This window comes from Jonesia denitrificans DSM 20603 (assembly GCF_000024065.1).
GTDB classification, from domain to species: Bacteria; Actinomycetota; Actinomycetes; order Actinomycetales; family Cellulomonadaceae; genus Jonesia; species Jonesia denitrificans.
Genome location: NC_013174.1, coordinates 372,135 through 397,463, shown reverse-complemented (window position 1 = coordinate 397,463; position 25,329 = coordinate 372,135). Strand labels below are relative to the sequence as shown.

The 25,329-nt window shown below is 58.8% G+C and carries 24 protein-coding genes and 1 tRNA gene; 12 read left to right on the top strand and 13 right to left on the bottom strand.

Annotated elements, in window-relative coordinates:
• Positions 1-5: 5 nt before the first annotated feature.
• From JDEN_RS01870 to pgi, 5 genes are all read right to left on the bottom strand, one after another.
• Positions 6-704, bottom strand: a complete 699-nt coding sequence (locus JDEN_RS01870) for an ABC transporter ATP-binding protein (protein WP_015770672.1) — start codon at positions 702-704, stop codon at positions 6-8.
• Entirely contained in the window at positions 701-2,065 is a 1,365-nt protein-coding gene (locus tag JDEN_RS01865; RefSeq protein ID WP_015770671.1) for a peptidoglycan-binding protein, read from the bottom strand. Before JDEN_RS01865 ends, JDEN_RS01870 begins: the two co-directional genes overlap by 4 nt.
• A 6-nt stretch (positions 2,066-2,071) precedes the next feature.
• Positions 2,072-3,040 carry a hypothetical protein gene (locus JDEN_RS01860; protein ID WP_015770670.1) on the bottom strand — a complete coding sequence of 323 codons (969 nt, stop codon included), beginning with the start codon at positions 3,038-3,040 and terminating at the stop codon, positions 2,072-2,074.
• 6 nt (positions 3,041-3,046) lie between these two features.
• Positions 3,047-3,958, bottom strand: a complete 912-nt coding sequence (locus JDEN_RS01855) for a hypothetical protein (RefSeq protein WP_015770669.1) — start codon at positions 3,956-3,958, stop codon at positions 3,047-3,049.
• Positions 3,959-4,230: 272 nt separating this feature from the next.
• Positions 4,231-5,916: a glucose-6-phosphate isomerase gene (gene pgi / locus JDEN_RS01850; RefSeq protein WP_015770668.1), complete on the bottom strand. Its 1,686-nt coding sequence runs from the start codon at positions 5,914-5,916 to the stop codon at positions 4,231-4,233.
• Positions 5,917-6,046: 130 nt separating this feature from the next.
• Between pgi and JDEN_RS01845 the strand changes: the two genes are divergently transcribed.
• The 4 genes from JDEN_RS01845 to JDEN_RS01830 all read left to right on the top strand — a co-directional run bounded on the left by JDEN_RS01845 (position 6,047) and on the right by JDEN_RS01830 (position 9,522).
• Complete coding sequence (locus tag JDEN_RS01845; RefSeq protein ID WP_015770667.1) at positions 6,047-6,769, top strand: HNH endonuclease family protein; 723 nt, start codon at positions 6,047-6,049, stop codon at positions 6,767-6,769.
• Positions 6,770-6,901: 132 nt separating this feature from the next.
• Complete coding sequence (gene arsB / locus JDEN_RS01840; protein WP_015770666.1) at positions 6,902-8,038, top strand: ACR3 family arsenite efflux transporter; 1,137 nt, start codon at positions 6,902-6,904, stop codon at positions 8,036-8,038.
• A complete protein-coding gene (locus JDEN_RS01835) occupies positions 8,035-9,048 on the top strand; it encodes a metalloregulator ArsR/SmtB family transcription factor (protein WP_015770665.1) in 1,014 nt (337 codons plus the stop codon). The genes arsB and JDEN_RS01835 overlap by 4 nt, the downstream gene beginning before the upstream one ends.
• A gap of 57 nt (positions 9,049-9,105) precedes the next feature.
• Positions 9,106-9,522, top strand: coding sequence for an arsenate reductase ArsC (locus tag JDEN_RS01830; protein WP_015770664.1), 417 nt, complete (start codon positions 9,106-9,108; stop codon positions 9,520-9,522).
• Positions 9,523-9,529: 7 nt separating this feature from the next.
• Here JDEN_RS01830 and JDEN_RS01825 read toward each other — a convergent pair whose 3' ends face one another.
• Entirely contained in the window at positions 9,530-9,844 is a 315-nt protein-coding gene (locus tag JDEN_RS01825; RefSeq protein WP_015770663.1) for a hypothetical protein, read from the bottom strand.
• Positions 9,845-10,121: 277 nt separating this feature from the next.
• Positions 10,122-11,642 (bottom strand): alpha-N-arabinofuranosidase, encoded by a 1,521-nt coding sequence (locus JDEN_RS01820; protein WP_015770662.1) that lies wholly within the window; start codon positions 11,640-11,642, stop codon positions 10,122-10,124.
• A 98-nt stretch (positions 11,643-11,740) separates the two neighbouring features.
• On the opposite strand from JDEN_RS01820, the gene JDEN_RS01815 reads away from it, so the two are divergent.
• Both JDEN_RS01815 and JDEN_RS01810 read left to right on the top strand, forming a co-directional pair.
• Entirely contained in the window at positions 11,741-13,975 is a 2,235-nt protein-coding gene (locus tag JDEN_RS01815) for a glycoside hydrolase family 127 protein (protein WP_015770661.1), read from the top strand.
• Positions 13,972-14,985 (top strand): LacI family DNA-binding transcriptional regulator, encoded by a 1,014-nt coding sequence (locus JDEN_RS01810; protein WP_015770660.1) that lies wholly within the window; start codon positions 13,972-13,974, stop codon positions 14,983-14,985. The genes JDEN_RS01815 and JDEN_RS01810 overlap by 4 nt, the downstream gene beginning before the upstream one ends.
• On the opposite strand, the gene JDEN_RS13775 is transcribed toward JDEN_RS01810, so the two are convergent.
• Positions 14,971-15,144 (bottom strand): hypothetical protein, encoded by a 174-nt coding sequence (locus JDEN_RS13775; RefSeq protein WP_169304088.1) that lies wholly within the window; start codon positions 15,142-15,144, stop codon positions 14,971-14,973. The two genes, JDEN_RS01810 and JDEN_RS13775, sit on opposite strands and share 15 nt — an antisense overlap.
• A 253-nt stretch (positions 15,145-15,397) precedes the next feature.
• Here JDEN_RS13775 and JDEN_RS01805 point away from each other — a divergent pair, with 253 nt between their 5' ends.
• The 3 genes from JDEN_RS01805 to JDEN_RS01795 all read left to right on the top strand — a co-directional run bounded on the left by JDEN_RS01805 (position 15,398) and on the right by JDEN_RS01795 (position 19,609).
• The gene (locus JDEN_RS01805; RefSeq protein ID WP_015770658.1) at positions 15,398-17,032 is read left to right on the top strand and encodes a methyl-accepting chemotaxis protein; all 1,635 of its coding nucleotides are present in this window, start codon (positions 15,398-15,400) and stop codon (positions 17,030-17,032) included.
• Positions 17,033-17,048: 16 nt separating this feature from the next.
• On the top strand, positions 17,049-18,677 hold the full coding sequence (locus JDEN_RS01800) for a methyl-accepting chemotaxis protein (RefSeq protein ID WP_015770657.1): 1,629 nt from the start codon (positions 17,049-17,051) through the stop codon (positions 18,675-18,677).
• Positions 18,678-18,859: 182 nt separating this feature from the next.
• On the top strand, positions 18,860-19,609 hold the full coding sequence (locus tag JDEN_RS01795; RefSeq protein WP_015770656.1) for a GTP pyrophosphokinase: 750 nt from the start codon (positions 18,860-18,862) through the stop codon (positions 19,607-19,609).
• Positions 19,610-19,740: 131 nt separating this feature from the next.
• Here JDEN_RS01795 and JDEN_RS01790 read toward each other — a convergent pair.
• Positions 19,741-19,830, bottom strand: a tRNA-Ser gene (locus JDEN_RS01790).
• Positions 19,831-19,905: 75 nt separating this feature from the next.
• Entirely contained in the window at positions 19,906-20,370 is a 465-nt protein-coding gene (locus tag JDEN_RS01785) for a nucleoside deaminase (RefSeq protein ID WP_015770655.1), read from the bottom strand.
• Between the two features lie 115 nt (positions 20,371-20,485).
• Between JDEN_RS01785 and upp the strand changes: the two genes are divergently transcribed.
• Positions 20,486-21,124: a uracil phosphoribosyltransferase gene (upp, locus tag JDEN_RS01780; protein ID WP_015770654.1), complete on the top strand. Its 639-nt coding sequence runs from the start codon at positions 20,486-20,488 to the stop codon at positions 21,122-21,124.
• A 322-nt stretch (positions 21,125-21,446) separates the two neighbouring features.
• Complete coding sequence (locus JDEN_RS12900) at positions 21,447-22,397, top strand: winged helix-turn-helix domain-containing protein (protein WP_015770653.1); 951 nt, start codon at positions 21,447-21,449, stop codon at positions 22,395-22,397.
• 6 nt (positions 22,398-22,403) lie between these two features.
• Here JDEN_RS12900 and JDEN_RS01770 read toward each other — a convergent pair whose 3' ends face one another.
• Positions 22,404-22,712 carry a DUF1540 domain-containing protein gene (locus JDEN_RS01770; RefSeq protein ID WP_015770652.1) on the bottom strand — a complete coding sequence of 103 codons (309 nt, stop codon included), beginning with the start codon at positions 22,710-22,712 and terminating at the stop codon, positions 22,404-22,406.
• 276 nt (positions 22,713-22,988) lie between these two features.
• Here JDEN_RS01770 and JDEN_RS12895 point away from each other — a divergent pair, with 276 nt between their 5' ends.
• Positions 22,989-23,738 carry a BUD32 family EKC/KEOPS complex subunit gene (locus JDEN_RS12895; protein ID WP_015770651.1) on the top strand — a complete coding sequence of 250 codons (750 nt, stop codon included), beginning with the start codon at positions 22,989-22,991 and terminating at the stop codon, positions 23,736-23,738.
• Between the two features lie 7 nt (positions 23,739-23,745).
• On the opposite strand, the gene JDEN_RS14030 is transcribed toward JDEN_RS12895, so the two are convergent.
• Both JDEN_RS14030 and JDEN_RS01755 read right to left on the bottom strand, forming a co-directional pair.
• Positions 23,746-24,288, bottom strand: coding sequence for a heat shock protein transcriptional repressor HspR (locus JDEN_RS14030; RefSeq protein WP_015770650.1), 543 nt, complete (start codon positions 24,286-24,288; stop codon positions 23,746-23,748).
• 6 nt (positions 24,289-24,294) lie between these two features.
• Entirely contained in the window at positions 24,295-25,299 is a 1,005-nt protein-coding gene (locus JDEN_RS01755; protein ID WP_015770649.1) for a DnaJ C-terminal domain-containing protein, read from the bottom strand.
• Positions 25,300-25,329: the final 30 nt, after the last annotated feature.

Below are 25,329 nucleotides of genomic sequence, written 5' to 3'. Positions count from 1 at the left end.
GGCGGTTACCTGCTTGCGTGAAAGGTAGCCGTGGTATCCGAGAGGACTCCGTGAGCTAAGGTCAGGGTGCGATCCGCCCACTGCGCTAGCCGGAGGTCGTGGGTGATGACAACAACAGCAACCCCTTGCGCTGCTTGCTGGTCAAAGAGGGCCAGCACGTTATCTGCGTTCACCGTGTCCAGGTTCCCGGTGGGCTCATCCGCCAGGAGGAGTTCCGGGTTGGTGATGACGGCTCGCGCAACGGCGAGGCGTTGCTTCTCCCCACCGGACAACAGCCTGCCCAGCGATGTGCGCCGGTGCGTCAACCCCACACTGGTCAGTACTCGGGTGATGTGGTTGTGCCAACTGGCAGGTGGCAGGGTGGACACAGCAAGTTTGATGTGGAGGTTTTCCTCGACTGTGCGGTGCCCGAGGATGTGGTTTTCTTGAAACACGAACCCGAGGTGATCAGCGCGGACTTGATCCAGGTCTCGGGCGGTCATGGTTGTTGTGTCGCGCCCAAGGACTGTGACGGTTCCAGTGGTGGGGCGGTCAATGAGACCCACAATGTTCAGGAAGGTGGACTTCCCTGACCCAGAAGAGCCCACAATGGCGACCCGCTCTCCTGCGTTCACCTGGAAACTGACACCGTGCAGTGCGTGGACGGGTGGTGTCACGGGGTATGTGCGGTGCACGTTGTGGGCGCTCAGGATGGGCACGTTCATTCGCTGATCACAACCCGGTCGCCTTCGTGGAGTTCCGTGGATTCCACGATGGAGTAGCCGTCACCGGTTGCGGTGACGGTGACCGGGATGCTGGTTCGTTCGTCATCTCCGTTGCGTGTCGTGATAACGGTAACAGTGGTGCGGCCTGCGTCGTTGCGTAGGGCAACGATGGGGACGGCTAGCCCGTGAACGTCAGTTGCTGCGGTGGTGGTGCGGACAATGACGCTTGCGTCCTGGTGAAGACCGGTTGGGTCCTCGATTGTTACTGTGATGTCCCGTCCTGGTACTGGGGCGTTGTCACCGACTTCGGTGGTGAAATCTGAGACTTTGGTGACGACGGCTTTCCAGGTTTGTGTGGCGTCGGAGGTGAGGTTGATATCCACAGGGCTCCCTTGGGTGAAGGCACTTGTCTGGGAGGTGGTAGCGCGGAATGTCACGGTGGAGTCGCCTGAGCGTAGGGTAGCTAGTGGTTGATCGGTGGCTGCCAGGTCAGCCCCTTTTTTTACTGTGGAGACAACAGTGGCGTGTGGGGTGCTGAGCCGCCAGATTTCGGTGTAGGGCAGTGGGGTGAGTGCTTGTTGTTCGGCTTCAGTGACGCGTCGTTGGGCTGCTGTGATGTCATTTGCCGATGCGCGAGTGGTGTCGCTGGTGCCCTCGCGTGTGCTGTCATTCGCCGTGGGGCCGGTTGTCGTGTCCTGGTGTTCTGGGGTGTTCAGTGTGGGTGAGGCTGATGCTGCTGTACGAAGTGCCCGGAGTTCCGCACGAGCCTCGGTGAGAGTTGCGCGGGCATCAGCACTGACGGCTGGGGGCTGGGCACCGACTGAGTTGTACAGGGATTCCACTGCTGCCGCTGTTCTCGCCCCGTAGGTACCATCGATTGTGCCGGAGTAGTGGCCGAGTGCGGTGAGTTCTTGTTGAAGGGCTGTGACATCATCGCCGCTGTCTCCGCCGTGGATGTCACGATACAGGTCAAAGGGCAAATGTAAGGCGATCAGCGGGCGACCGGACACTGTTGCTAGCGAGGTGCCTGATATGAGGGTTTCCCCTTTTTTGGTGTGGATTTGGGTGACAACTTGGCGGGGGGTGTCAGTCGCTATCACGGTTACCGTCTCGTCGCGGCCAAGGGTCACGGTTCCAGTGATGAGGTCTCGCTCTGGGTTGATCGTGCGCTGTTCGACAACCGCCGTCACAGTTGGGGTGCTTTCAGCATTGGCGATGGCTGCTTCCCAGGGAGAACGCACAAACATACCTGCCACAAACGCCATGATGATCACGACAACACACCCCGCACCCCATAACCACAACCACCGGGTGCGCGAAGGTATCGAACCGCGTGAGTCCACAACGTCTTCGCTTCTCATTACACTCTATTCTTGTCCGGATGCCGGGTTGCGGCTGAGGTAGAGATCAGGATTCTTAGCAAGAAAATCACTTGCCTCCGTGAATGCTTCATCAAGAACGTCTTTGTGCGCGTGCATTTCTTGAGCGTATTTTTTTACCATGGGCATCTGAATTGCTACTTCGACGTCGGCCATTCGTTGAGTGAAATTCACTGACTCTTTGCATTCCACGACCGTGAGTGCCATGGAAATTTGTTCTTCGTCGATGCGATCGGCACGCGCTCCGAGTGGCCACCACGGCTCTTCGTCGACTGGAGTGAGGCCACGCTGGGTCAGGCACTGAGCGAGGTCATCCACAGCGCTCTCGGCGTTGTCGAAGTCACGCCACACCTCCTCGTAGAGCGGATAGTCAACGGCCCATGGGACAGCCGCCAGCGCTGATTGGTACTTCTCTGCCTGGCCGCTGAGGGCACGGCATTCGTCAATAATTTCCTCGTCTGTTCCGCTGTATTCTTGCTCATCGAGCGCGTACATGGGTTCAGGAGCCTCGGTGGGGCCACCGTCCACGCCGTTGTAAAACAGGTCAGCGTCATGTTGAGGGGTGACGAACCCCCACCTTGCTGCTTGACCTTGCGTCCAAGGACCGAAGTAGTGTTCGGAACTGTAGATCTCCTCGTAGATCGATTGGTCGACAGGAGGTTTCGAACGGAATACAACACCTTTGTCGAGAGCGCATTGACTCAATGTTCCTGATATCCCAGCCGTCAGCACGGCCTCTTCCCAGGGGGTTGGTGCAAATTGATCAAATGGCAGCGTGACGCTCCCAACCTGCGGATCGAGCTCTGCAGTCAGTTCGATTCCATTGATCGTTGAACCGATCTCCATTGGCTCCACTACCGTTTCGTCAACGCTTGAGCATCCAGACAGGGCTGCAACGACTCCAACGGCTACAGCAATACTCCCCATTCGGGCCACATAATTATTGCTGCTCCACATGGTGTACTACTGTCCAAATTTCGGGTTACGTTCGAAGAAGACTTCTGGATGTTCAGCGATCAGTTTCTCAGCTTGAGGCATCATCTCGTCGATTGCGCTACGGTGTTCTTGCATTTCTCTCGAATATTTCTCAACAAGTGGCTGTTGGAGGCTTGCCTCGACGTTAGCGATTCGTTGAGTGAAATCAAGTGATTTCTTACAATCAACTACTGTCACAGCCATGTCGATCTGTTCCTCATCAATGAGGTTGCTTTGTGAACCGGTTGGCAGCCATGGTGTTTCTTTGAGCGGGACGAGGTTGTTATCTGTCAGACATTGGCTCAGTTCTCCAATAATGCGAACTGCCTCTTCGTGCTCTTTCCAGGTCTCTTCAAAGATCGGATAATCCGTCAACCACGGACTTTCTGAGGTGAGACTGGCAGACAAATCCACCCATGAGCTCGAGTCACGGCACTCCCCAATGACTTCTTCATCCTCTGGTGTGTAGTTGTGCTCTTCTGACAGGAACATGGCCTCAGGAGCATTCTGCGGTCCGCCTTCAATACCGTTATAGAAAAGATCGGCGTCTGTCATGGGGGGCACAAACCCCCATCGGTTCGCTTGGGCCTCGGTCCATGGACCAAAGTAATGTTCTGACGCATAGATTTCATCATGCACACGCTTGTCTGTTGGAAGAACAGTCTTTGTTTCCACAGCCTTATCAGCCGCACAGACATTGATAGTTGCCCCGGTCGCACTCATGAGGACGTCTTCTTCCCATGAGGTCATAGCGAATCGATCAAAGGGAAGCACTACCTCACCGACAGTAGCGTCAAGTTCAGCAGCCTCAACTGGTGCATCACTGGTTGACGCGTTTGATGATTGGCCACAAGCAGTCACACAAAAAACGACACTCAGCGCTATTAATACTTTCTTCATTGCGCCCCCTGAACCCACACGCACACTGTCCATCAACGCACGTCTTCGTCGTTCCACACTCATGCAATTCTCTGACAAAAGTACCGACCAGCCAGCAAGAACGTCAAATGTGTCGCTTTCGTGAATACTTTCCGCATGGATACTTGATCAGTCAACTAAACCAGTTGTGAGGTTGTCCTGCACCGCAGCATTCGCGCACAACAACGCAGGGCCACCACATGATGTGGCGGCCCTGCGCAGGAACAGGCTGAACCTGGGTGGTACGAGGAGGGTTATGCCCGTCCGCGCATCGCCCGGTAGGACGCAATGAGAGCGTTTGTTGACCCGTCAGCGGTGTACTCGGGCGCCTCGGCAGACGTCAACATGGGCTCAAATTGCAAAGCCATCTGCTTGCCAAGTTCCACACCCCACTGGTCGAACGCGTTGATGCCCCAGATCACAGACTGCGTGAACGTGATGTGCTCATACAGGGCAACAAGTTGACCAAGAACAGACGGGGTAAGGCGTTCCGCAAGGATCGTGTTGGTGGGCCGGTTCCCAGGCATCACACGGTGGGGAACGATGTCAGCCGCAGTTCCTTCAGCGGTGACTTCCTCTGCTGTTTTCCCAAACGCAAGCGCTGCGGTTTGCGCGAAGAAGTTTGACATGAACAGGTCGTGCATGGACCCGAGGTCGTGGTTGGGTTGGGCAAACCCAATGAAGTCCGCAGGAGTGAGTTTGGTGCCTTGGTGGAGCAGTTGGTAGAAGGCGTGTTGCCCGTTGGTCCCTGGTTCACCCCAGAAGATTTCACCGGTTTGCACTAGGTCCCCTGATGCTGATTGCGCAACAGAGGTGCCATCAACTCGCACAGATTTTCCGTTGGATTCCATGGTGAGTTGTTGGAGGTAGGCAGGGAACCGCAGGAGGTATTGGCTGTAGGGCAGGACTGCACGTGAGGAGGTACCAAAGAAGTTGTTGTACCACACGTTCAGCAGCCCCATAAGAACAGGGACGTTCTCGGCGAAGTCAGCGGTGCGGAAGTGTTCGTCCATGGCGTGGAACCCGGCAAGCATCTCACGGAAGTTGTCCGGGCCAACGGACAGCATGAGGGCTAGGCCCACAGCAGAGTCGTAAGAGTAGCGTCCGCCGACCCAGTCCCAGAAACCGAACATGTTGTCGGTGTCGATTCCAAAGTCAGCCACGCGTTGCGCGTTGGTGGAGACCGCCACGAAGTGTTTGGCCACAGCTGCCTCGTCACCGTTGAACGCTTCGAGGAGCCAGGTGCGTGCCTGCTTGGCGTTGGTGAGGGTTTCCGCGGTGCCGAAGGTTTTGGATGCCACAATGAACAGCGTGGTTTCCAGGTCGAGGTCGTGGACCTTTTCAAAGACGTCGGTGGGGTCAATGTTGGACACGAACCGGCATTCCAGTGAGCGGTCGGCGTAGTCGCGCAGAGCTTCGTAAGCCATCACTGGCCCCAGGTCCGACCCGCCAATACCGATGTTCACGATGGTGCGGATTGACTTGCCGGAGTGTCCTACCCATTCGCCGCTGCGTACTTTTGTGGCGAATGCTTCCATGCGGTCCAGGACGTTGTGAACGTCAGCGACCACGTCTTGTCCGTCGACGACCAGTGAGGCGCTGCGCGGTAGCCGAAGCGCTGTGTGGAGCACGGCACGGTCTTCGGTGATGTTGATGTGGTCACCACGGAACATGGCGTCGATTTTTTCGCGCAACCCTGCTGCTTCCGCGAGCGCGACGAGGCGTTCCACGGTTTCTGCAGTGAGGCGGTTTTTGGAGTAGTCGAGGGTGAGGTCGGCTGCTTGGGTGGTGAATCGTTGTGCGCGCTGGGGGTCGGAGGCGAAGAGTTCACGCAGGTGGCGTGGTTCGACGCGTCGGTATTCTTCGGCAAGGGCGCGCCATGCTTCGGTGCCGGTGATGTCGTAGGGGGATGCGGTGTGGGTGTCGTGGCTGGTGCTCACGTGTTCCTCCGGGTGGGTAGGGTAGGTCCACCCAAAAGGGTACTAGGTGTGGGGTGGTTCGTGTGGCGCCGTTGGGCCTAGGCGATCGTGTGGGCTTGGGTGTGGTGGTTGTCGGTTAGGGTTGTGCCTCATGAAGAAGACTCTTACTTCCCTGGTCACTGTTGTGGTTGCGCTTGTTGTGTGGTTTGTGGCGGCGTGGTTGGGGGTGGATCTTCCGTTTGATGATGCGGGGTCTGGGGCGTCGGGTGAGTATGCGGCGGTTGTTGAGCAGTTGGGGTCGTTGCCGGTGAAGGGGCGTGCTCCGATGACGGGGTATGCGCGTGAGGAGTTTGGGCCGGCGTGGAAGGATGTGGATCGCAACGGGTGCGATACGCGTAATGACATTTTGCGTCGCGATTTAACGGGGGTGTCGTTGAAGCGGGGCACGAAGGGGTGCATTGTGTCGCGTGGGGTGTTGGAGGATCTGTATACGGGGACGACGATTCGGTTTGTGCGTGGCCCGGATTCTGCGAAGGTGCAGGTGGATCATGTGGTGGCGTTGGCTGATGCCTGGCAGAAGGGTGCCCAGCAGTTGAGTGTGTCGCAGCGGGAGGCGTTGGCCAATGATCCGTTGAATTTGTTGGCATCGCAGGGAGCAGCGAATTCTCAGAAGGGTGCGAGCGATGCGGCGACGTGGTTGCCTGAGAATAAGGAGTTTCGTTGCCAGTATGTGGCCACGCAGGTTGCGGTGAAGGCGAAGTATTCGTTGTGGGTGACGTCGGCGGAACGTGATGCGATGGCGTCGGTGTTGTCGCGGTGTGATGGGGAGGTTCCGTTTCCGGGGCCGGTTCCTGCGTTGGGGGTGCGTCACTGAGTTGCTGATGCGTAGCCGGTTGCTGTGGTGCGGGTGGTGGTGTGGTGTGGGTAGGTCGGCGGCACCCACTTGCCAGCCTGTATAGAGGTCTGTCAATATAGGCGTAGATCAATACAACAATCTCGGAGAGCCATGACCACCCCAGCACCTCCCACCACAGCGCGCCTATCCACCCTCGACAAGTGGCTTCCCCTATGGATCGGCCTCGCCATGGGCGCAGGCATCACCTTGTCAACGATCGCCCCCGGGCTATCCGATGCGCTCACAGCCTTAGAGGTCGGTGGGATTTCACTGCCCATCGCACTGGGTTTGCTCATCATGATGTACCCAGTCCTCGCCAAGGTGCGCTACGACAAGGTCGGCTCTGTCACCTCAGACCGCTCATTACTTGTGCAATCAATTGTGTTGAACTGGGCACTCGGACCCGCGCTCATGTTTGCGCTCGCGTGGATGTTCTTACCCGACCTGCCGGAATATCGCACAGGCCTCATCATTGTGGGCTTGGCTCGGTGTATCGCCATGGTGATTATTTGGAATGACCTGGCGTGCGGAGACCGGGAAGCCGCAGCAGTCCTCGTGGCCATCAACTCCGTGTTCCAAATCCTTGCTTTCTCAGTGCTCGGCTGGTTCTACCTTGTTGTGTTGCCGGGCTGGCTCGGCTTAGATTCCAACGGGCTTGATGTGTCCATGGGAAAGATCGCGATCAACGTCCTGATCTTCCTGGGCATCCCGCTAGCTGCCGGGTTCGTTTCCCGCCTCATTGGTGAGAAAACGAAAGGGCGCACCTGGTACGACACGACATTCGTTCCCACGATTAGCCCCTGGGCGCTGTACGGGTTGCTCTTCACCATCGTGTTGTTGTTCGCCCTCCAAGGTGACGCCATTGTTGCCCAACCCGCCGATGTTGCCCGCATTGCCCTACCCCTCCTGGTGTACTTCGCTGCCATGTGGATGCTGGGCATGATCTCCGGCCGACTCACCCATCTTGGCTACGCCCGCACCACAACACTGGCGTTCACCGCAGCAGGCAACAACTTCGAACTTGCCATTGCCGTGGCGATCGGTACTTTTGGTGCCGCATCAGGTCAAGCTCTCGCTGGCGTTGTAGGCCCCCTCATTGAGGTTCCTGTCCTGGTGGGCTTGGTGTACGTGTCTTTGTGGGTGCGGCGCCGGTGGTTCACCGACCACACTGCAACCCCTGTTGCCAGTACCACTCCTGCTGTGCCCGCGATCTCCACACCAGATCTTGTGAAAGGCGATGCATCATGACCCCCACACTGACACCAAACCCCCCACCCGAACCCGCCACTGAGGATGCGCAAGCGTGCGCCACCACCCCGGCTGCGAGCGCGATGAACCCTGATACGGCCACGCACATCGCAAGGATCCTCAAAGCAACAGCAGACCCACTGCGGTTGCGGATCTTGTCAACGATCACTGCATCTTCCTCGCATGAGGCGTGCGTGTGTGACTTTCTTGACCTTGATCACGTCACCCAACCCACCGTGTCCCACCACCTGAAAGTGATGCGCGATGCGGGGATCCTCGCCTCCGAGCGCCGTGGAACGTGGGTGTATTACCGGGTCGCTGACGCCCTCGTTGCCCCCATTACCGCGCTGGTTGAGGGGTTTGCTCACGCAGTGTCCACGGACAATGACCGTCCACACACTGATGGTCTGCGCGACGTTGACGCAGCCCTTGGTCGGGTTGCGCAGCGGCTCACCTCCGCGTTCCCTGATCTTGACCCCACCATGGTCACCTATATTGTGCGTGAGTCCTATGCCGGCCTTGCCCGGCACGCGCACGTCACATCTCACCTCGTCCCCTTAGCGGAGCGGTTCGCCCGCCAACGCCTTGACGACGTGTCTCGATCAACCAGTCCCACCACCACACCTCAAGTCCTGTTCGTGTGCACCCGCAACGCGGGCCGCTCCCAGTTGGCGGCGGCGCTAATGCGCCTGCACGCCGGGGACAGGGTCGTGGTGCGGTCTGCTGGGTCCGCCCCCGCATCGGAGATCCACCCGCAGGTGCGTGAGGAACTCGCCACGATCAACGCACCTTACGAAGACCCGTTCCCTAAACCGCTCACTGACGATGCGGTGCGAGCCGCCGATGTTGTTGTCACTATGGGCTGTGGGGACGTGTGCCCCGTGATCCCTGGGGTGTCTTATGAAGATTGGCCGGTCGGTGACCCCGCCGTGGCCTCCCGTGACGGTGTTCGCGCTATTCGCGCGGACATTGACCGCCGTGTTCGTGACTTGTTGTCGCGGCTTGTGTAACTACCCTACTCCCCCGTGTGGACACATTCAGGCGCCCGCACACGAAAGGATCTTGTCATGACCGCTCGCCCATCAGTGCTTTTTGTCTGTGTTCACAATGCTGGCCGCTCCCAGATGGCCGCTGGTTTTCTGCGTCACTTGGGTGGCGACAACGTGGAGGTTCGGTCTGCCGGTTCCGCACCAGCGAACCAGATCAACCCTGTTGCTGTCGATGCGATGAACGAGGTGGGCATTGACATCACCGCTGAACAACCAAAGGTTCTGACCACGGACGCTGTTCAGGCGTCCGATGTGGTGATTACCATGGGGTGCGGTGATGCGTGCCCTATTTTCCCGGGGAAACGCTACGAGGATTGGAAGCTAGAGGACCCAGCGGGCCAGGGCATCGAGTCGGTGCGACCCATCCGTGACGAGATCCGTCAGCGGATCCTCACCCTCCTTGGTGAGCTGGGTGTGGAACCTGTGACGTCCTGAGTATCAGCTATTGAACCCAGGCAATGAGGTGAACGAGTCCCAATTCGTTCAGTGAGCACAAGAAGGACTGATCGTCGCTGATGTCGATGCTCCCTGCGCGCGCATCGCGGACCAGCAGATCAGTTTGGTAGGTAAGCCGCGCCTTGCGGGCGGCCTTCGCGTCTAGCCATTGGTAGTTCGGGATGAGCGCGTCCATGAGTTCGGTGTAGCTGTTGGCAAATGCTGGCCCCTGGTCGGTGAGCATTGCCAGTGTCCAAGCAACATCCTCAACGTGGTGCGGAGAGGTGGTGTGATGGGGTGACGCTTCTGTGATGACCGACATCTGCCTTGCTCCTGGTTCTCAAGATCGGGAGTACCGCTTCTGACTGGTGTTTTCACTGCATCGTCCCTTGGCTGGGCGAGCTGGATGTCACTCGCTGCCGTGGGAAGGACATGTTCTACTCTGACCCGAGAAACTTTACTCAGCAAGTATCGCTGAAGGGGTTGACAGACTGTCAGATCCCGCCTATTTTATGTTGTCTCAACGACACGAAACCATCACAAAAGGGGTGTTCACGCAGGTGACCTGCGTGAACACCCCTTTGTGTTCGTGGAGGCTGTTACGCCAGGTCGAGGCTCACTGTCACATAGGAGTGGGCGGGAAGTTCAACCTGCAACCCACCATCAACCCGAGAGATCTCGGTCCACTCACGGGGGGCGACCGCGTCTGGGGCGTCAGGGGTGTTGTGGTCCCGCACATCGGGTGCAGTCAAGATCCGAGCCGTCACCCCAGTGACCTCACGTCCACGCAGATCAAGGGTGATGGTGCGCGCATGGTCGAGGTCAAGGTTTGACAGCGAAATGAGGGCACTGTTGTCCTTGGTAGATGCTGATGCAGACAGCGCTGGAAGCTTTTTGTCACCAATTTTCCGCGAAACAGGTGCATCCTTAGCAACGACGTCAAGCACATGCGCATCGTGGTGGGCGGTGTTCATCTCAAACACGTGGTAGGTCGGGGTGAGGACGAGGGCACCAGTGTCTGGGTCGGTGAGAATCATGGCCTGCAGCACGTTCACGGTTTGGGCAATGTTCGCCATGAAGAGCCGGTCTGCATACTTGCCAAAGATGTCAAAGTGCACTGAGGCAACAAGGGCATCGCGCATGGTGTTTTGTTGGTAGAGGAAACCAGGGTTTGTGCCTTCTTCAACCTGCCACCAGGTGCCCCATTCATCAAGGACCAGACCGATGGTTTTGCACGGGTCGTAGTGGTCCATGATCGTGGTGTGGCGTTTAAGGAGGGTGTTGATGTGCCACGCGTTGGCCATGGTCGCGTAGTATTCGTCGTCAGTGAAAACGGTCGCTTTGCCTTTGTTTTCCCACTCCGCAGACATCGTGTAGTAGTGCAAGGAGATCGCCTGGTAAGGGCTTGCCACACCCGAAGAGTTGCACCCCACGCATCCCACCGACTTCATGAGCGCTTCAGTCCAGCCAAAGTCGTCCACGTTTGCTCCCGCAGCGATGCGGTAAAGCTTGTTGTCTCCGTGGTCACGGAGGAAGGTGGCGTATTGGCGGGCCAGGTCTGCATAGGCTTGAGCGGTCATGTTGCCCCCGCACCCCCAGGCTTCGTTTCCAATTCCCCAGTAGGGAACCTTCCACGGTTGTTCGCGGCCGTTTTCTTTTCGCAGGCGCACCATGGGTGAGTCACCGTCACGGGTGAGGTATTCCACCCATTCACTCATTTCGCGTACTGTTCCGGACCCAACGTTGCCGTTGACGTAGGCGTCGGTGCCCAGGAGTTCGACGAGGTCCATGAATTCGTGGGTGCCGAAGTGGTTGTTTTCTTCGACGTTCCCCCAGTGGGTGTTGACCATGCGTGGGCGTTGTTCGCGTGGTCCAATGCCGTCTTTCCAGTGGTATTCGTCGGCAAAACACCCCCCTGGCCAGCGCAGGTTGGGGATGTTCAGGGCGCGCAGCGCCTCGACGACATCACTGCGGATTCCGCGCTCATTGGGGATGTCTGAGTCTTCTCCAACCCAGAACCCGCCGTAAATGCAGCGGCCGAGGTGCTCGGCGAAGTGCCCGTAGAGGTGGCGGGATTGGACGGCCCCGGGTAGGTCGAGGTTGATGACGTAGGTGGTCATGACAGCTCCTTTGCTTGGGTCTTCACACCTCATAGTAAATCGATTTACAATGGGGTTGTCTAGTCCCCTTGCGACCTGTTTTGTGGAAGGCCCCATCAATGCTGATGCTCCCGCCCAACGCCGTGACCCTCCTTGACGGCCCCCTCGCCTCAACCCGAAACACCGCCCTGGACTACACCCTGGCTCTGGATCCCCAGCGACTAGTTGCCCCCTACCGGCGAGAGTCAGGTCTGCCGCTATTGGCCCCGTCATACGGGAATTGGGAGAACTCTGGTCTTGACGGCCACACCCTTGGCCACGTGTTGTCTGCGTTGGCGTACGCAAGCGTGACCCACACACCCCGATCCGCAGAAGCCCGCGAGCGCCTTGAGTGGCTGGTGGCGCAGGTGCAGGAGTGTCAAGCGGCTGTGGGGACGGGGTATGTGGGGGGTATCCCGCAGGGGCGAGCGTTGTGGGAGCGGATTGGCAACGGTGACGTTGACGCGGATTCCTTTGGTCTTCATGGTGCGTGGGTGCCGTGGTACAACCTGCACAAGGTGTTTGCTGGGCTTGTTGATGCGGGTTGGGTTGCTGGGGTGGCAGTTGCCCGTGACGTGGTGGTTGGGTTGGCAAATTGGTGGCTTAGGGTTGCCGCACGACTGCGTGATGAGCAGTTTCAGGCGATGTTGGTCACTGAATTCGGGGCGATCAATGGTGCGTTTGCGGATTTGGCTGTGCATACCGGTGATGCCCGCTACCTCGAGATGGCCAAGCGGTTCACTGACCGTGCCCTGTTTGATGCGCTGGTGGCAGGTGAGGATCCTCTTGTTGGTTTGCACGCGAACACCCAAATCGCGAAGGCGCTGGGGTGGGCGCGCGTCGCGTTGGCTGGTGGTGGGCGTGAGTACCTGGTGGCGGCACGCCGGGTGTGGGATGTGGTGGTGCGTGATCATACGTTGTCTTTTGGTGGGAACTCGGTTCGTGAGCATTGTGCTGGCGACCCGTGGGCGCCGTTTGTGTCAGAGCAGGGTCCGGAGTCCTGTAATACGCACAATATGTTGCGGTTGACTGGTGCTCTTCTTGAGTTGGGTGAGTCACCGCGCCCACTGGTGGATTTTGTTGAGGTGGCGCTGATGAACCATGTGGTGTCGAGCGTGCACCCAGAGGGCGGGTTTGTGTATTTCACGCCTGCTCGTCCTCAACATTATCGAGTGTATTCGCAGGTGCATGAGTGTTTTTGGTGCTGTGTGGGCACGGGCATGGAACACCTGATGAAAAATGGGGAACTCGTGTATTCCCCAGATGCAACGGGGCTGTTCGTGCACCTGGGTGTTGCTTCGGTTGGTGAGTGGGCCAGCCGTGGCGTGCGAGTGCGGCAGCCGTGGACTCTTGACGATGCGGGCATCACTGTGGGTATCGATGCGGTTGGTCAGGGTGAGGGTGAGTTTGCGATTCATGTGCGGGTGCCCGGGTGGGTTGATGGCCCGGTCACAGTTCGTGTCAATGACGCTGTGATCTCTACGCGGGTGGAGCATTCTGGGTACGTGACCGTGACGCGAGTCTGGAGTGCAGGTGACCGGCTGGACGTGTCACTACCTGCAACCCTTCGCCTACGACCAGCGCCACGCAACGCCCCATTTGTGTCATTTCAGAAAGGGCCGTGGGTTCTTGCCGCTCGGGCCACCAGCCCAGCGGCACGCGCTGCTGGGATGCCGGGGCGCATCGCCAATGATGCCCGGATGGGGCATGTGGCGTCCGGGGATCTCCTCCCCCTGTCTGATACCCCTATTCTTGTGGGGTCCGACCCGATGGACCTAGCAGCCCAGGTGCGCGGCGCTGGCCTTGACCTCACCCCCTTTGCAACCTTGCACGACAGTCGCTACACCCTGTACTTCCCCCACGCCGCCACCGCGTCTGAAGCAGGGGTGCTTGCACACCGCTTATCTGCTCTTGACCAGGAGGAGGGCCGTGAACAGTCCCGCCTCATTGACCACGTCGCGGCCGGAGAACAACAACCAGAAGTGGACCACCACTTCACCGGACACGACACCCGTGCAGGCACAACCGCGGGAACAGCGTGGCGTACCGCCACCGGCCACTTCGGGTACACCCTGACCAACCCCACCGGTGAACAGGTCGCAGGCACCCTCGAACTCACCTTCCTTGAAGGCGTAACGCCCGGCGCGATGACATGCGCCATCAACAACACCACCATCGACCCCGCCACCTACGTGGACCCCAGCAACCCACAGGTCGTGCGGATACCAACCCAACCCACCAGCACCCTCACTGTGCGCATCAACGCTGCCACCACCACCACGCCGCCACTGACCACGGTAAAGTGGCACTCGTGAACCGCCGCCCACGCACCGCAGTCACCCTCGCCGACGTCGCCGAAGTCGCGGGTGTGTCCAAAGCAGCCGTGTCCGGTGTCCTCAACGGCAAACCACGTGTCGCCCCCAGCACCGCTCAACGCATCCTTGACGCAGCACGCACACTGGGATACCACGCCAACCCCACCGCCCAACAACTACGATCCGGACGCACCAACGCCATCGGGTTCGTCATCCCCGAACTCAACCGCCCCTACTTCGGGGAACTTGCCACCCACCTCGCCAACCAGCTCGACGCCCAAGGCCAACACCTTGTCATCCAGCGCTCCGGCGGATCCAAAGAACACGAACTCGCAGCCGCCCAATTCGCCCAACTACGCCGCTACGACGCTGTGATCCTGTCCGTCCTCGGAGTTGACCCACCCGACCTGGAATCTCTGGGATTTTCCATCCCGCTCATCCTCCTGGGTGAGAAATCCATGCCCGGCGCCCACCCTCAAGTCATCATGGACAACGAAGCTGGGGCCCACAACGCTGTCACCCACCTCCTCACGCACGGGGCAACCCGCATTGTCATGCTCGGTGGTTCCCACTCCCCCGACCGCAACGACATGACCCGGCGACGCACCGACGGGTATCGCAGCGCCCACTGCGACACCAACCACCCCCTCAACGAGGAACTCATCGTCGAACTAACCGGTGTTGGTCCTGAAGCCGGATACCACGCGATCACCACCCTCATCGACGCCGGCACACCCTTCGACGCTGTTTTTGCTGTCACCGACGTCGTCGCCATCGGAGCCATGCGAGCACTAGCGGACGCAGGCTTCACCATCCCCGGGGACGTCCAAGTCATCGGCTTCGACGACATCACCGACGGGTGCTACACCATCCCACGCCTTAGCTCAGTGAACCCACACAAAGAACGCATCGCACAAGCCGTCCTCGACCTCATTGCCGAGCCCGAGACCGCCCCCCAAGCAGTCACAATCCCCACAACCCTCACACTGCGAGAATCAACGCAGCGTTAAATCCTCGACAGCAGGCCCCTCGATGCGCGCCCCATCCGCCGTTGACTGAACAACCGAGTGGAGCCCCCTGCGCCCCACCCGACCTTCCCCCTCAGCCGGTAACGAATCATCCAACGGCTTCAACACCGCCACACGACCCTTCACTAGATCATGTGTCACCGACGCATTCAATCTTGCAGTACTCGCCAAAGATTTCACCTCATGCCCAGACCAGGTATCAAAAGCCCCCACCTGATGCCCACGGCCTCCCACCAACACCCCGTGAAGAGCCCCACAATCACGCCGGTGTCACAAAAAGTTCACCCCAGAAACCCTGCAATTATTGACGATTCAACCGAATAGGGGGGGAGTACCAGCCCACCGGTTGCCTGCCATCCCCCACCCGGCAACAACCCACCCCCATGGAGCTCACATGTCCTCGTCGACCGCCTTGAGCGATCAGACCGCACCCAAGCGGTCCGCACTGCAATTCATCAACAACCTCCCCCTCGCAGTGTCCATATCCATCCCACCCGTATTTGTCGTCATCATCGCGCTCATTATCGGGCTCGTCGGGGCGAGCTCCGCACGCACACTCGCACAAGGACAAAACGACATGTATGAGGGAGAAGTCGTCCCCTTCGTGTCCCTGTACGACATGCAACGCGAATACCAAGGCTCCCGTGTTCGCGCGCTCGCGCTCCTGGCCTACCAAGGCCAAGACATCAGCGACAAACTCGCTGAACTTGATGAACGTGAACAACAAACACTCGGATTCATTGACGACTACCGCAACCTCACCGACAACCCTGCGGACGCAGACGCTATTGAGGCTGAAGTCATCAGGTTCCACGAACTTGTTCGCACCGGGCTCGCACCACTAGTCCAAAGCGACAACGTCAACCAAAGCGCCATCACCAGTTACTGGGAAAACATCCTCTACCCAGCATCTGACGTCGTCAACGAACTGATGACCAAAGAGTCCCGCGACCGCGACGAAAGCGCCACCGAACGGTTTGAAGCCGGTTCAGCCCTCGCGACAAGCAACCAAACCACCTTGGTCCTCACCATCATCATCGGCGTTATCCTCGGGCTGATCCTCACCAGTTACGGAGTACGCCGAATCCGTAAAACCATCACCAACGCAGCAGAGTCCGTCCACGCACTCTCGCGCGGTGACCTGACCGTGATCCCCAGCTCCGAAAACCAAAACGAACTCGGCCGCATGGTCTCAGCACTCGGTGTTGCCATGCAAAACCTACGCTCCACCCTGCTTGTGGTCAACGAATCCTCCCAAACATTGGCCGCAGCATCCGAAGAGCTCTCCGCTGGGTCCACCCAAGTCGCGGCCGGAGCTGAAGAAACCTCCGCACAAGCAGGTGTCGTGGCCGCAGCCGCTGAACAAGTGACCCGCAACATCCAAACTGTGTCAGCCGGCTCGGAAGAAATGAGCGCGTCCATCCGCGAAATCGCTCAAAACGCCGCCAACGCAGCAGAAGTCGCCGCACGTGCGGTCGACGCCTCCGAACGATCCGCCCGCACCGTCACCGAACTAGGAAATGGGGCCCGCGAAATCGGGGCCGTCGTCAAACTCATCACCTCCATTGCCGAGCAAACCAACCTGCTCGCCCTCAACGCCACCATCGAAGCAGCCCGAGCCGGAGACGCCGGGAAAGGATTCGCCGTGGTCGCATCGGAAGTCAAAGACCTCGCCCAAGAATCCGCACGCGCAGCCGACGACATCACCCGGCAAATCGAAAAGAACCAAATCCAAACCGACGAAGCCGTCGCTGCAATCACCGAAATCAGCGAGATCATCACCTCAATCAACGACTACCAGTTGTCGATCTCCTCAGCAGTCGAGCAACAAACCGCAACCACCAACGAAATGACACGATCCGTGTCCGAAGCCGCGCAAGGCTCACAAGAAATCACCACCAACATCAATGGCGTTGCCAACGTCGCCGGCACAACCAGCGAAGTGACCACCCAAATCACCCAATCAACGCAAGAGCTCGCGCAACTCGCCAGTGAACTCCGCGAACAACTCGCCCAGTTCCGCCTCTAACCCCCTGGAGATCATCATGGCGTCCCCCACCCCCACCGGCAGGCGCATCGGCCTACACGCAAAAATCCTGGCAACCGGAGCGATCGGAATCGCCGTTGCTGTCCTCCTTGCCGCCTTGTCCTGGTTCACCACCACCACCATGACAAACAACATGCACGACGCCGACGAACTAGCCGACCTGCGGCTTCAAATCGCCGATGTGTCCCGCTACAACTCCGACGTCACCGGTTGGCAAACCGCCTACGCCTGGGACGCCAGCACCCTGGGGCCAGCAGAAGCCGTGGCTGACCACTCAGCAAACCGCAAAGGGTACCTCGACTCAGCCGAACAACTGCGCACCCTGCTCACCAGCGTGAACACCGACGCTATGACAGACAGTGAAAAGGCCATCTACGACCAGATCACGGCCAAATGGGATGAGTTCTTTGTCGCTGATGATCAAGTTGTTGCGCTCTACAAAGCGGGAACCTCTGACGCAAAAGAACAAGGCGACGCCCATGTTGTCGGCCCCGTCTACGAGATCTACTACGCCATCACAGAACTCACCGCACAACTCGACGACGAACTCGACGTCCGAGCCGAAGCCCTCCAAAAGAGCATCGACAACGAAGCGACCAGGGCGACAATCGCGTCCATCATCGTCCTCATCATCGGTGTCGTCCTCGTCTACGCAGCCAGCCACATTGTGGGCCGGTCAGTGAAACACGCAGCCAGCGAAGTGAAACGGGCCCTCGCATCGTTTGCCGCAGGTGACCTCACCGACACACCCAACGTCACCTCACGTGACGAACTCGGCGACATGGCCGCTTCACTCACTGAAGCACAAAACGCTGTGTCCCACACCCTGCACAACGTCCTCACCTCAGCAGAACGAGTCGCAGACACCGCAGCACACGTCACCGACGGCACCCTCTCCGTGTCCGCAACAGCGGAAGAAACCTCCACCCAAGCCGGGGTGGTCGCCAGCGCCGCCGACGAAGTCAGCCAATCCATCCAAGTCGTTGCATCGGGAACCGAAGAAATGGGAGCATCCATCCGCGAAATCTCCCAAAATGCCACCGACGCAGCCAACGTTGCCCACCAAGCAACAGGGATGGTCGCCGAAACCAATGAAGCAGTCACCCGACTCGGGGTGTCCAGCCAAGAAATTGGGGCCGTCGTCAAAGCGATCACGTCCATTGCCGAACAAACGAACCTGCTCGCCCTCAACGCCACCATCGAAGCCGCCCGAGCCGGAGACGCCGGGAAAGGGTTCGCCGTGGTCGCATCAGAAGTCAAAGACCTCGCCCAAGAAACAGCGCGCGCAACCGAAGACATTGCACGCCGAGTTGGTGTGATCCAAGACGACACCGGTCAAGCAGTCAGTGCAATGACCCGGATCTCTGACATCATCAACGACATCAACAACTACCAACTCACCATCGCCTCCGCTGTTGAAGAACAAACCGCAACCACCAACGAAATGGCCCGGTCCGTCTCCGAAGCAGCATCCGGCTCCACCCAAATCGCCGACAACATCAACAGTGTTGCCAGCGAAGCACAAGCCTCCAGCGCCGTTATCGGGACCATGCGCGACTCCGCGCAACACCTCGCCGATGAATCACGAAACCTCCGCGAAGCACTGGCAGTCTTCACACTGCGCTAACCCAGCCACATCCGTGGCGCCCACTGCGCACAAGTGCCCGTGACAGACACCACCGTCACGGGCACTTTTCATCTCCCCCACCCGTTCACACCACAAGGCCCACCACGCGCCATTTAGCCCATGCCACCATGGGACACGACACACACCCACCCGGCCTACCCACCGTGAAACCGAGGTCACCCGTGACAGACAGCACCCCACGCACTGCCCCGCACCCCAACCCGGAACTCCTCGCCTTCGCCCGCGACATGCGCCGCGAATTTTCACGACTGCACATGGAACACGAATTCGCCGTTGATGAAGTCCTCACAAAAGTGTCCATCCTGCAACGCGAATTCCTGCACCTGCACCAATACAACCCCATCGAGCACGTCACCTCACGCGTGAAATCACTCGACAGCATTTTGCATAAAGTCACCAAACGCGGCATTGACTGGACACCCCAAGCGATACGCACCCACCTCACCGACATCGCCGGGGTACGCATCACCTGCAGCTTCATCGCCGACACCTACCGCATCCTTGACACCCTCACCTCACAAACAGACGTGAAAGTCCGCGAAATCAAGGACTACATTGCCAACCCCAAACCCAACGGGTACAAAAGCCTGCATGCCATCATCGATATCCCCGTGTTCCTCTCCACCGGGCCAGTCCCCGTCACTGTCGAAGTACAAATCCGTACCATCGCCATGGACTTCTGGGCCAGCCTCGAACACAAGATTTACTACAAATACAACGGCGCAGTCCCCGACCACCTCATCGCTGACCTGTGTGACGCCGCGGACGCCGCCGAACAACTCGACCGGCGCATGGAACAACTCCACACCGAAGTACGCGGCAACGGAGACACAACACCCCCTGACAGCACCGAAGAACTCGAAGAAGAGCTCGTCCTGCGCCTATGGAAACAGTCACAGCAAGAAAGCTAGCCGCCTGGTCGTAGAAGGCGGCATAAAGCAGATCCGTGCGACAAATCGCCGCCCAGGAACTGGCGAGTTGCGCAGTCCAGCGTGATCACGCACGAAGGGCCCCGATCATCAGATCGGGGCCCTTCGTCAACTGGCGGTAGCGGTGGGATTTGAACCCACGGTGGAGTCTCCCCCACACAGCATTTCGAGTGCTGTACCTTCGGCCGCTCGGACACGCTACCTCGGGTACAAGAGTACCTGACCGTGTGGTGATGCTGAAATCCGCGCATCGGTTGGTTAGGTGGTGTTGGCCACGTTTAGGGTGTGGTGGGGGTGGTTGTGTCGCGGTGGGTGGCAAAGAATTCGGTGAGGAGTGTTGCACTGTCGGCGGCCCGGATTCCGGGGATCACTTCGACGAAGTGGTTCAGTTGGGGGGCGCGCACGATGTCGAAGACGGAGCCGGTGGCTCCTGCTTTGGGGTCCCAGGCACCGATGACGATGCGGGGGATTCGTGCGAGGACGATGGCACCTGCACACATGGCGCATGGTTCGAGGGTGACCACGAGGGTGCATTGGTCCAGTCGCCAGGTGCCAAGGTGGGTTGCGGCTTTCCTGATCGCGAGGATTTCGGCGTGGGCGGTGGGGTCTTGGGTGAGTTCGCGTTCGTTGTGGGCTGCGGCGATGGTGTGACCGTGGGCGTCGATGATGACTGCGCCGATGGGGACGTCGGGTGGCCCGTGGAGGCGTAGGGCTCGGCGTGCTTCGGTGAGGGCGTCGTCCATGTGTTGGGTCCAGGTGGGTGTGGTCACTGTTCTATTGTGCCTGTTGGGTGTGTCCCATAGCAGTGTAGGACTGTCGATGTGCGGCATTGGTGGTAGAACCAGGTACGGTTGGTGTATGCGCTTGCACGTAGCTGATCACCCATTGATTTCCCATAAGCTTGCTGTTCTTCGGAATAAGGAAACAGCGTCGCCGACGTTTCGGCAGCTTGTTGATGAACTTGTCACGCTCCTCGCTTATGAGGCTACCCGTGATGTGCGGACAACTGAGCATCCGATTTCGACTCCGGTGACTGACACGGTGGGGGTGAAGATCGCTGATCCTCAGCCGCTTGTGGTCCCGATTTTGCGTGCCGGTTTGGGCATGTTGGAGGGGATGACTCGGTTGGTTCCCACTGCTGAGGTGGGTTTTTTGGGGATGCAACGCAATGAGGAGACTCTTGAGGTTGCGACGTATGCGAACCGGCTTCCTGATGATTTGACGGGCCGCCAGTGTTTCTTGTTGGACCCGATGTTGGCGACGGGCAACACGTTGGTTGCGGCTATTGATTTTCTGTTTGAGCGCGGGGCGAAGGATGTCACTGCGGTGTGTTTGATTGCTGCACCTGAGGGCATCAAGGTGGTTGAGGAGCATGTGGGCGACCGTCTTGATGTGAATGTGGTGGTTGCGGCTGTTGATGAACGGTTGAATGAGCAGGCGTACATTGTGCCTGGGCTTGGCGATGCGGGTGACAGGTTGTACGGCATCGTTGATTAAACAGTGTGGTGGTTTTTGTGTGAGGTGGTGTGACTGTGCTGTTGCGCCACCTCACAGTGCGTTACATGAGTTCACGATGTGAGATATGCGATTCTCACCCTTCCCGAATCGTGGAAATAGTGTCACCGTATTAACCATGCGACACATGACATTGCCTCAGTCCGCCACGTCGGCGCTGTGTGGTATGCCCATGTGTTTGTGTGCGTGTTGTTGTCAGAACTGACTGAACCCCCTGTGTTGCGTTATCGCCGATTCAGTTCGCACGTTTCAGCCTTCTTGACTTATTCCGCTTTGAGCGGTTTCTCACGCATATGGAGAGCGCATGTCCGCCCCAACTTTTCACCGCCCTGCTCCGCCTGTTTCTGAGCGCCCCGATGCCGGTGTTCGCCTGTCAGTGACGATTGATGCTTTTGATTCCGAGGATGTGTCACCGCAGGATGTGACCCGGTTCGCTGAGCGTATTGATCAATTTGCTCGGGAGTTACTTGCTGCGGGCCGTACCCGCACAACGGTATCGGTCAGTCATGATCAGTCGGTGTATTCGGCTACTGTGACTCCCGATGCGCGCCTGGGTGACCCTGTTGGCGCCCCGCAGGTGCAGGCGTCGTACGCACCGTCTGCCGCATTGTCAGGTGGGCAGCACCCTGACAATGGAACTGGAGCGCGGGTGGCTTCGACCACAAGGTCTGACGCTGGTTCTCCCACTGGTGTGAGCGCTCGGGTGCAGCGGTCGTGGGATAACCCGGTAACCCCGCGTCGTTCGACCCCAAACCGCACGCTCGCCCACCGGTCCTCGCGTCTTGTGCCTCGCGATGAGCAGGTGGCACGGTTACGGGAGTTTGAGGAGCAACTCGCCCAGATTACCGATGAACCGTCGGCTGCGTCACCAAGTTCGGCCGCCTGGATTCCACCGGTGACCGATCATCCGGATTTCCCAGAAATTGACGCAATATTTCATCCGCGGGTCATTATTGATTTACATCACCGGCGGGTTGTGGTGGATCAAGTCGTGCAGAAATTGACGTACAAAGAATTCGAACTGCTCGCACATTTGGTGACGCGTGCAGGGTCGGTTATTTCCCGGCAAGAATTGTTTGCTTCTGTGTGGCGCACCGATGTTCCCAGCGATTCGCGCACTATCGATGTCCATGTGCGGCGCTTGCGCGACAAGTTGGGCCTGGAAGATCACATCATTACCGTGCGCGGGGCCGGATACAAGTTCGAGTTCACGTCGCAGGTCGATGTGATCCCGGTATCCGGCGTCCGCGGGTAAGCACGGTTAGGCTGAACGCACCTGGTAGGTGAGGCACCCAGCAACGTTCGATTCTGAGGCCGCTCCCACACGCACGGAGTCAGCAACGCACTCGAGAGAGTCGTTGTGAACACAATCTCCGCGTTGGCAAGCCCCAACCGTGGTGATAACCCGGTCGAGTCCACCTTTGGTGCCCAGCGGGATGAAGGTGGCACATTTCGCGTTCACGCCGTGCCCTCCCACCGTGATTGCTGATGCGTGACATCCGTCGTGGTTGTAGCCGCATCCAACGACGTTACATTCGGTGACGTGCGCGAGTTCCATATCTGCTGCCATGGTGTTGCCCCTTGCGTGAGTGTACTGCGTCTGAGGTGGACGCTCTAGTGTGTGTCTTTTCGAGCGCATGGGCCGCCCTATGAAAAGAAGAATAGCGCGGCAAAAACAATAATGTAAGAAAGGAAGGCCTTCCTTACTTTTATTTAATTTCACTACCCAATTGTTGCGTTATTGTTTTTGCGCTGGTTAGTACTCCCCACCACAGACAAAAGATCAGCAGGACAACGCACGCACGTCACGATAGTGTGGAAGGGCGAATGACACTTGGAGTTCACCGTGGACACACACAACTGGAAACCGGGCGATGACCTGCCCGAATTCACAGAAGCACACGTGCTCAGCGAAACCCGATTAGGGCGCACCTACGCGATCAATGACGCGTATGTTGCCCGGGTTCTCACCATGCCGATCGAACGATACGAACGGCTGGAGCTGATCACACACATCGTCAGTTCCGGCTTCCCAGCACCCCGAATCTACGACACCGTCGGCAACACACTCATCATGGAACGGGTTCACGGCCCTACCCTCTTCCAAGCATTAGTCAGCGGCGAAACCTCCATTGACGACGGCGCCTACCTCAACGTGGCCCTTATGAAACAACTCCACACCATGCCAGTTCCTGATGAGCTGCGGCAGGCAGCACTGGATGACCCCATCGTGGGAGCACTGACCAATCCACAACACCTTGCAATCCTGCATATGGACCTTCACCCGGCAAACATCATCCTCACCGAACATGATGCAGTCCCCATCAGCTGGGAATGCATCCGGGTAGGTCCCCCAGAACTTGACCAAGCGTCAACGGCACTCGCGGTGGGGATCTTAGCAAGCGAGGAGCACGAGCTCCAGCATGGTGCGCAGGTCTATTTGCACCGGTTACACCAGGGTTTTGGGACCGGCTACCTCGACTACCTGGATGCAGCGTCCACATTCCGTGCCATGCGTCCTGATGTTCCTCATGAGGAGCGCGACCTTTTGGCCACTGCTCAAAGCATTATTCGTGAGGTGGCCAACCGCTCGTAGTTGTCGGTTAGTCCCGCGGGTGGTCGGGGCTGTCTTCGCGATGCGCGGTGATCTGCAGTGGGGTCACTCGTGTCACCCGGTATTCAATTTCGCGCCGTACGTGGCGTCGTTCGGCTGCCCGGTGGGCGGCGCGAGCGGCGGCGCGTTGCGCTGCGAGGCGGGCTTCACGCAGGGAGAAGCCCCGCATTTTCACAACGTCACCTTCACGTCCTGCGGTGAAGATTCGAGAACCAGGATTGACCTGTGCGTGGAGCAGCTCGACTTTCTCTTCGAGTGCTCGCACGTATTCTTCAAGGTCAAGGATGCGGCGAATCCCGGCGAGGTTGATGCCTTCCTCTGCGGAGAGCTCAGATATTTTCACCAACCGTTGGATATCGCGCTGGGAGTAGCGGCGCCCCCGACCGCGGGCGCGCCGCGGTGACACGAGCCCGAGCCGGTCGTATTGGCGCAGTGTTTGGGGGTGCATACCGGCGAGTTCGGCTGCACGGGAGATGACATACACGGGTTCGTCTTCCCGGTAGTCGTCGTCAAAGACAGCCCGAACTCGCACGGTGCATCACTCCTTTGCTGCGGCCAGTAGGTCGCGCCTGGGGTCTTCACCTGAGGTGGCCTCTTGGAAGGCTTCGACTGCGGCGCGTGCTTTTTTGGACAGGTTTTGGGGAACGACCACGGTGACGGTGACCAGGAGGTCGCCGGTTCCTTTCGTCGTTGCCACGCCTCGCCCTTTGATGCGCATCACTTTACCGTTTTGGGTTCCTTCGGCAAGTTTCATGCGCACAGTGGACCCATCAAAGGTGGGGACGTCCACTTGGGCTCCCAGTGCGGCTTCTGCGAAGGACACCGGCAGTGTCATGCGCAGGTTGAGACCGTCCATGGTGAACACGGGGTGGGGTTCCACTGCGACGGTGAGGACAAGGTTTCCTGGTTTCCCACCGTTGGGTGAGGGGCGTCCTTTCCCGGGGATCCGGATTTTTTGTCCGTCTTTGACCCCGGCGGGGATGCGTGCTTTGACGCTTCGCCCTTCGACGGTGAGGTTCACTTCGGTACCGGTCACCGCGCTTCGGAACGGCATCTTCGTGGTCGCGTTAATGTCTTGTCCTGGGCTTGTGGTGTTGGGGCGGAATCCGGTGCCAAATCCTGGTCCGGTACTGGTTTGTCCGCCACCGAATCCGCCACCGAACAAGCCAGAGAGGATGTCGTCGAAGTCGGCGTCGGAGCGCTGCCCTCGTGTCCCTGCTCCAGGTCCGTAGCCTTGGCCATGACCGAACATGGAGGAGAAGACGTCTTCGAACCCGCCACCGGCGCCGCCAGTGAATCGACCGCCGCCACCCATGGATCGGATCGCATCGTACTGTTGGCGTTGTTGCGCATCGGACAGCACAGCGTAGGCTTCCCCAATTTCTTTGAATCGGGATTCTGCGGCGGTGTCCCCTTGGTTGTGGTCGGGGTGGTATTTGCGTGCGAGTTTCCGGTAGGCCTTTTTGATGTCTGCGTCGCTCGCGTCTTTTGAGACGCCGAGAACGGCGTAGAAGTCCTTTTCCAGCCAGTCTTGCCCTGTCATGGCGTCTCCTTTCGATGGTGTGTGGTGGAC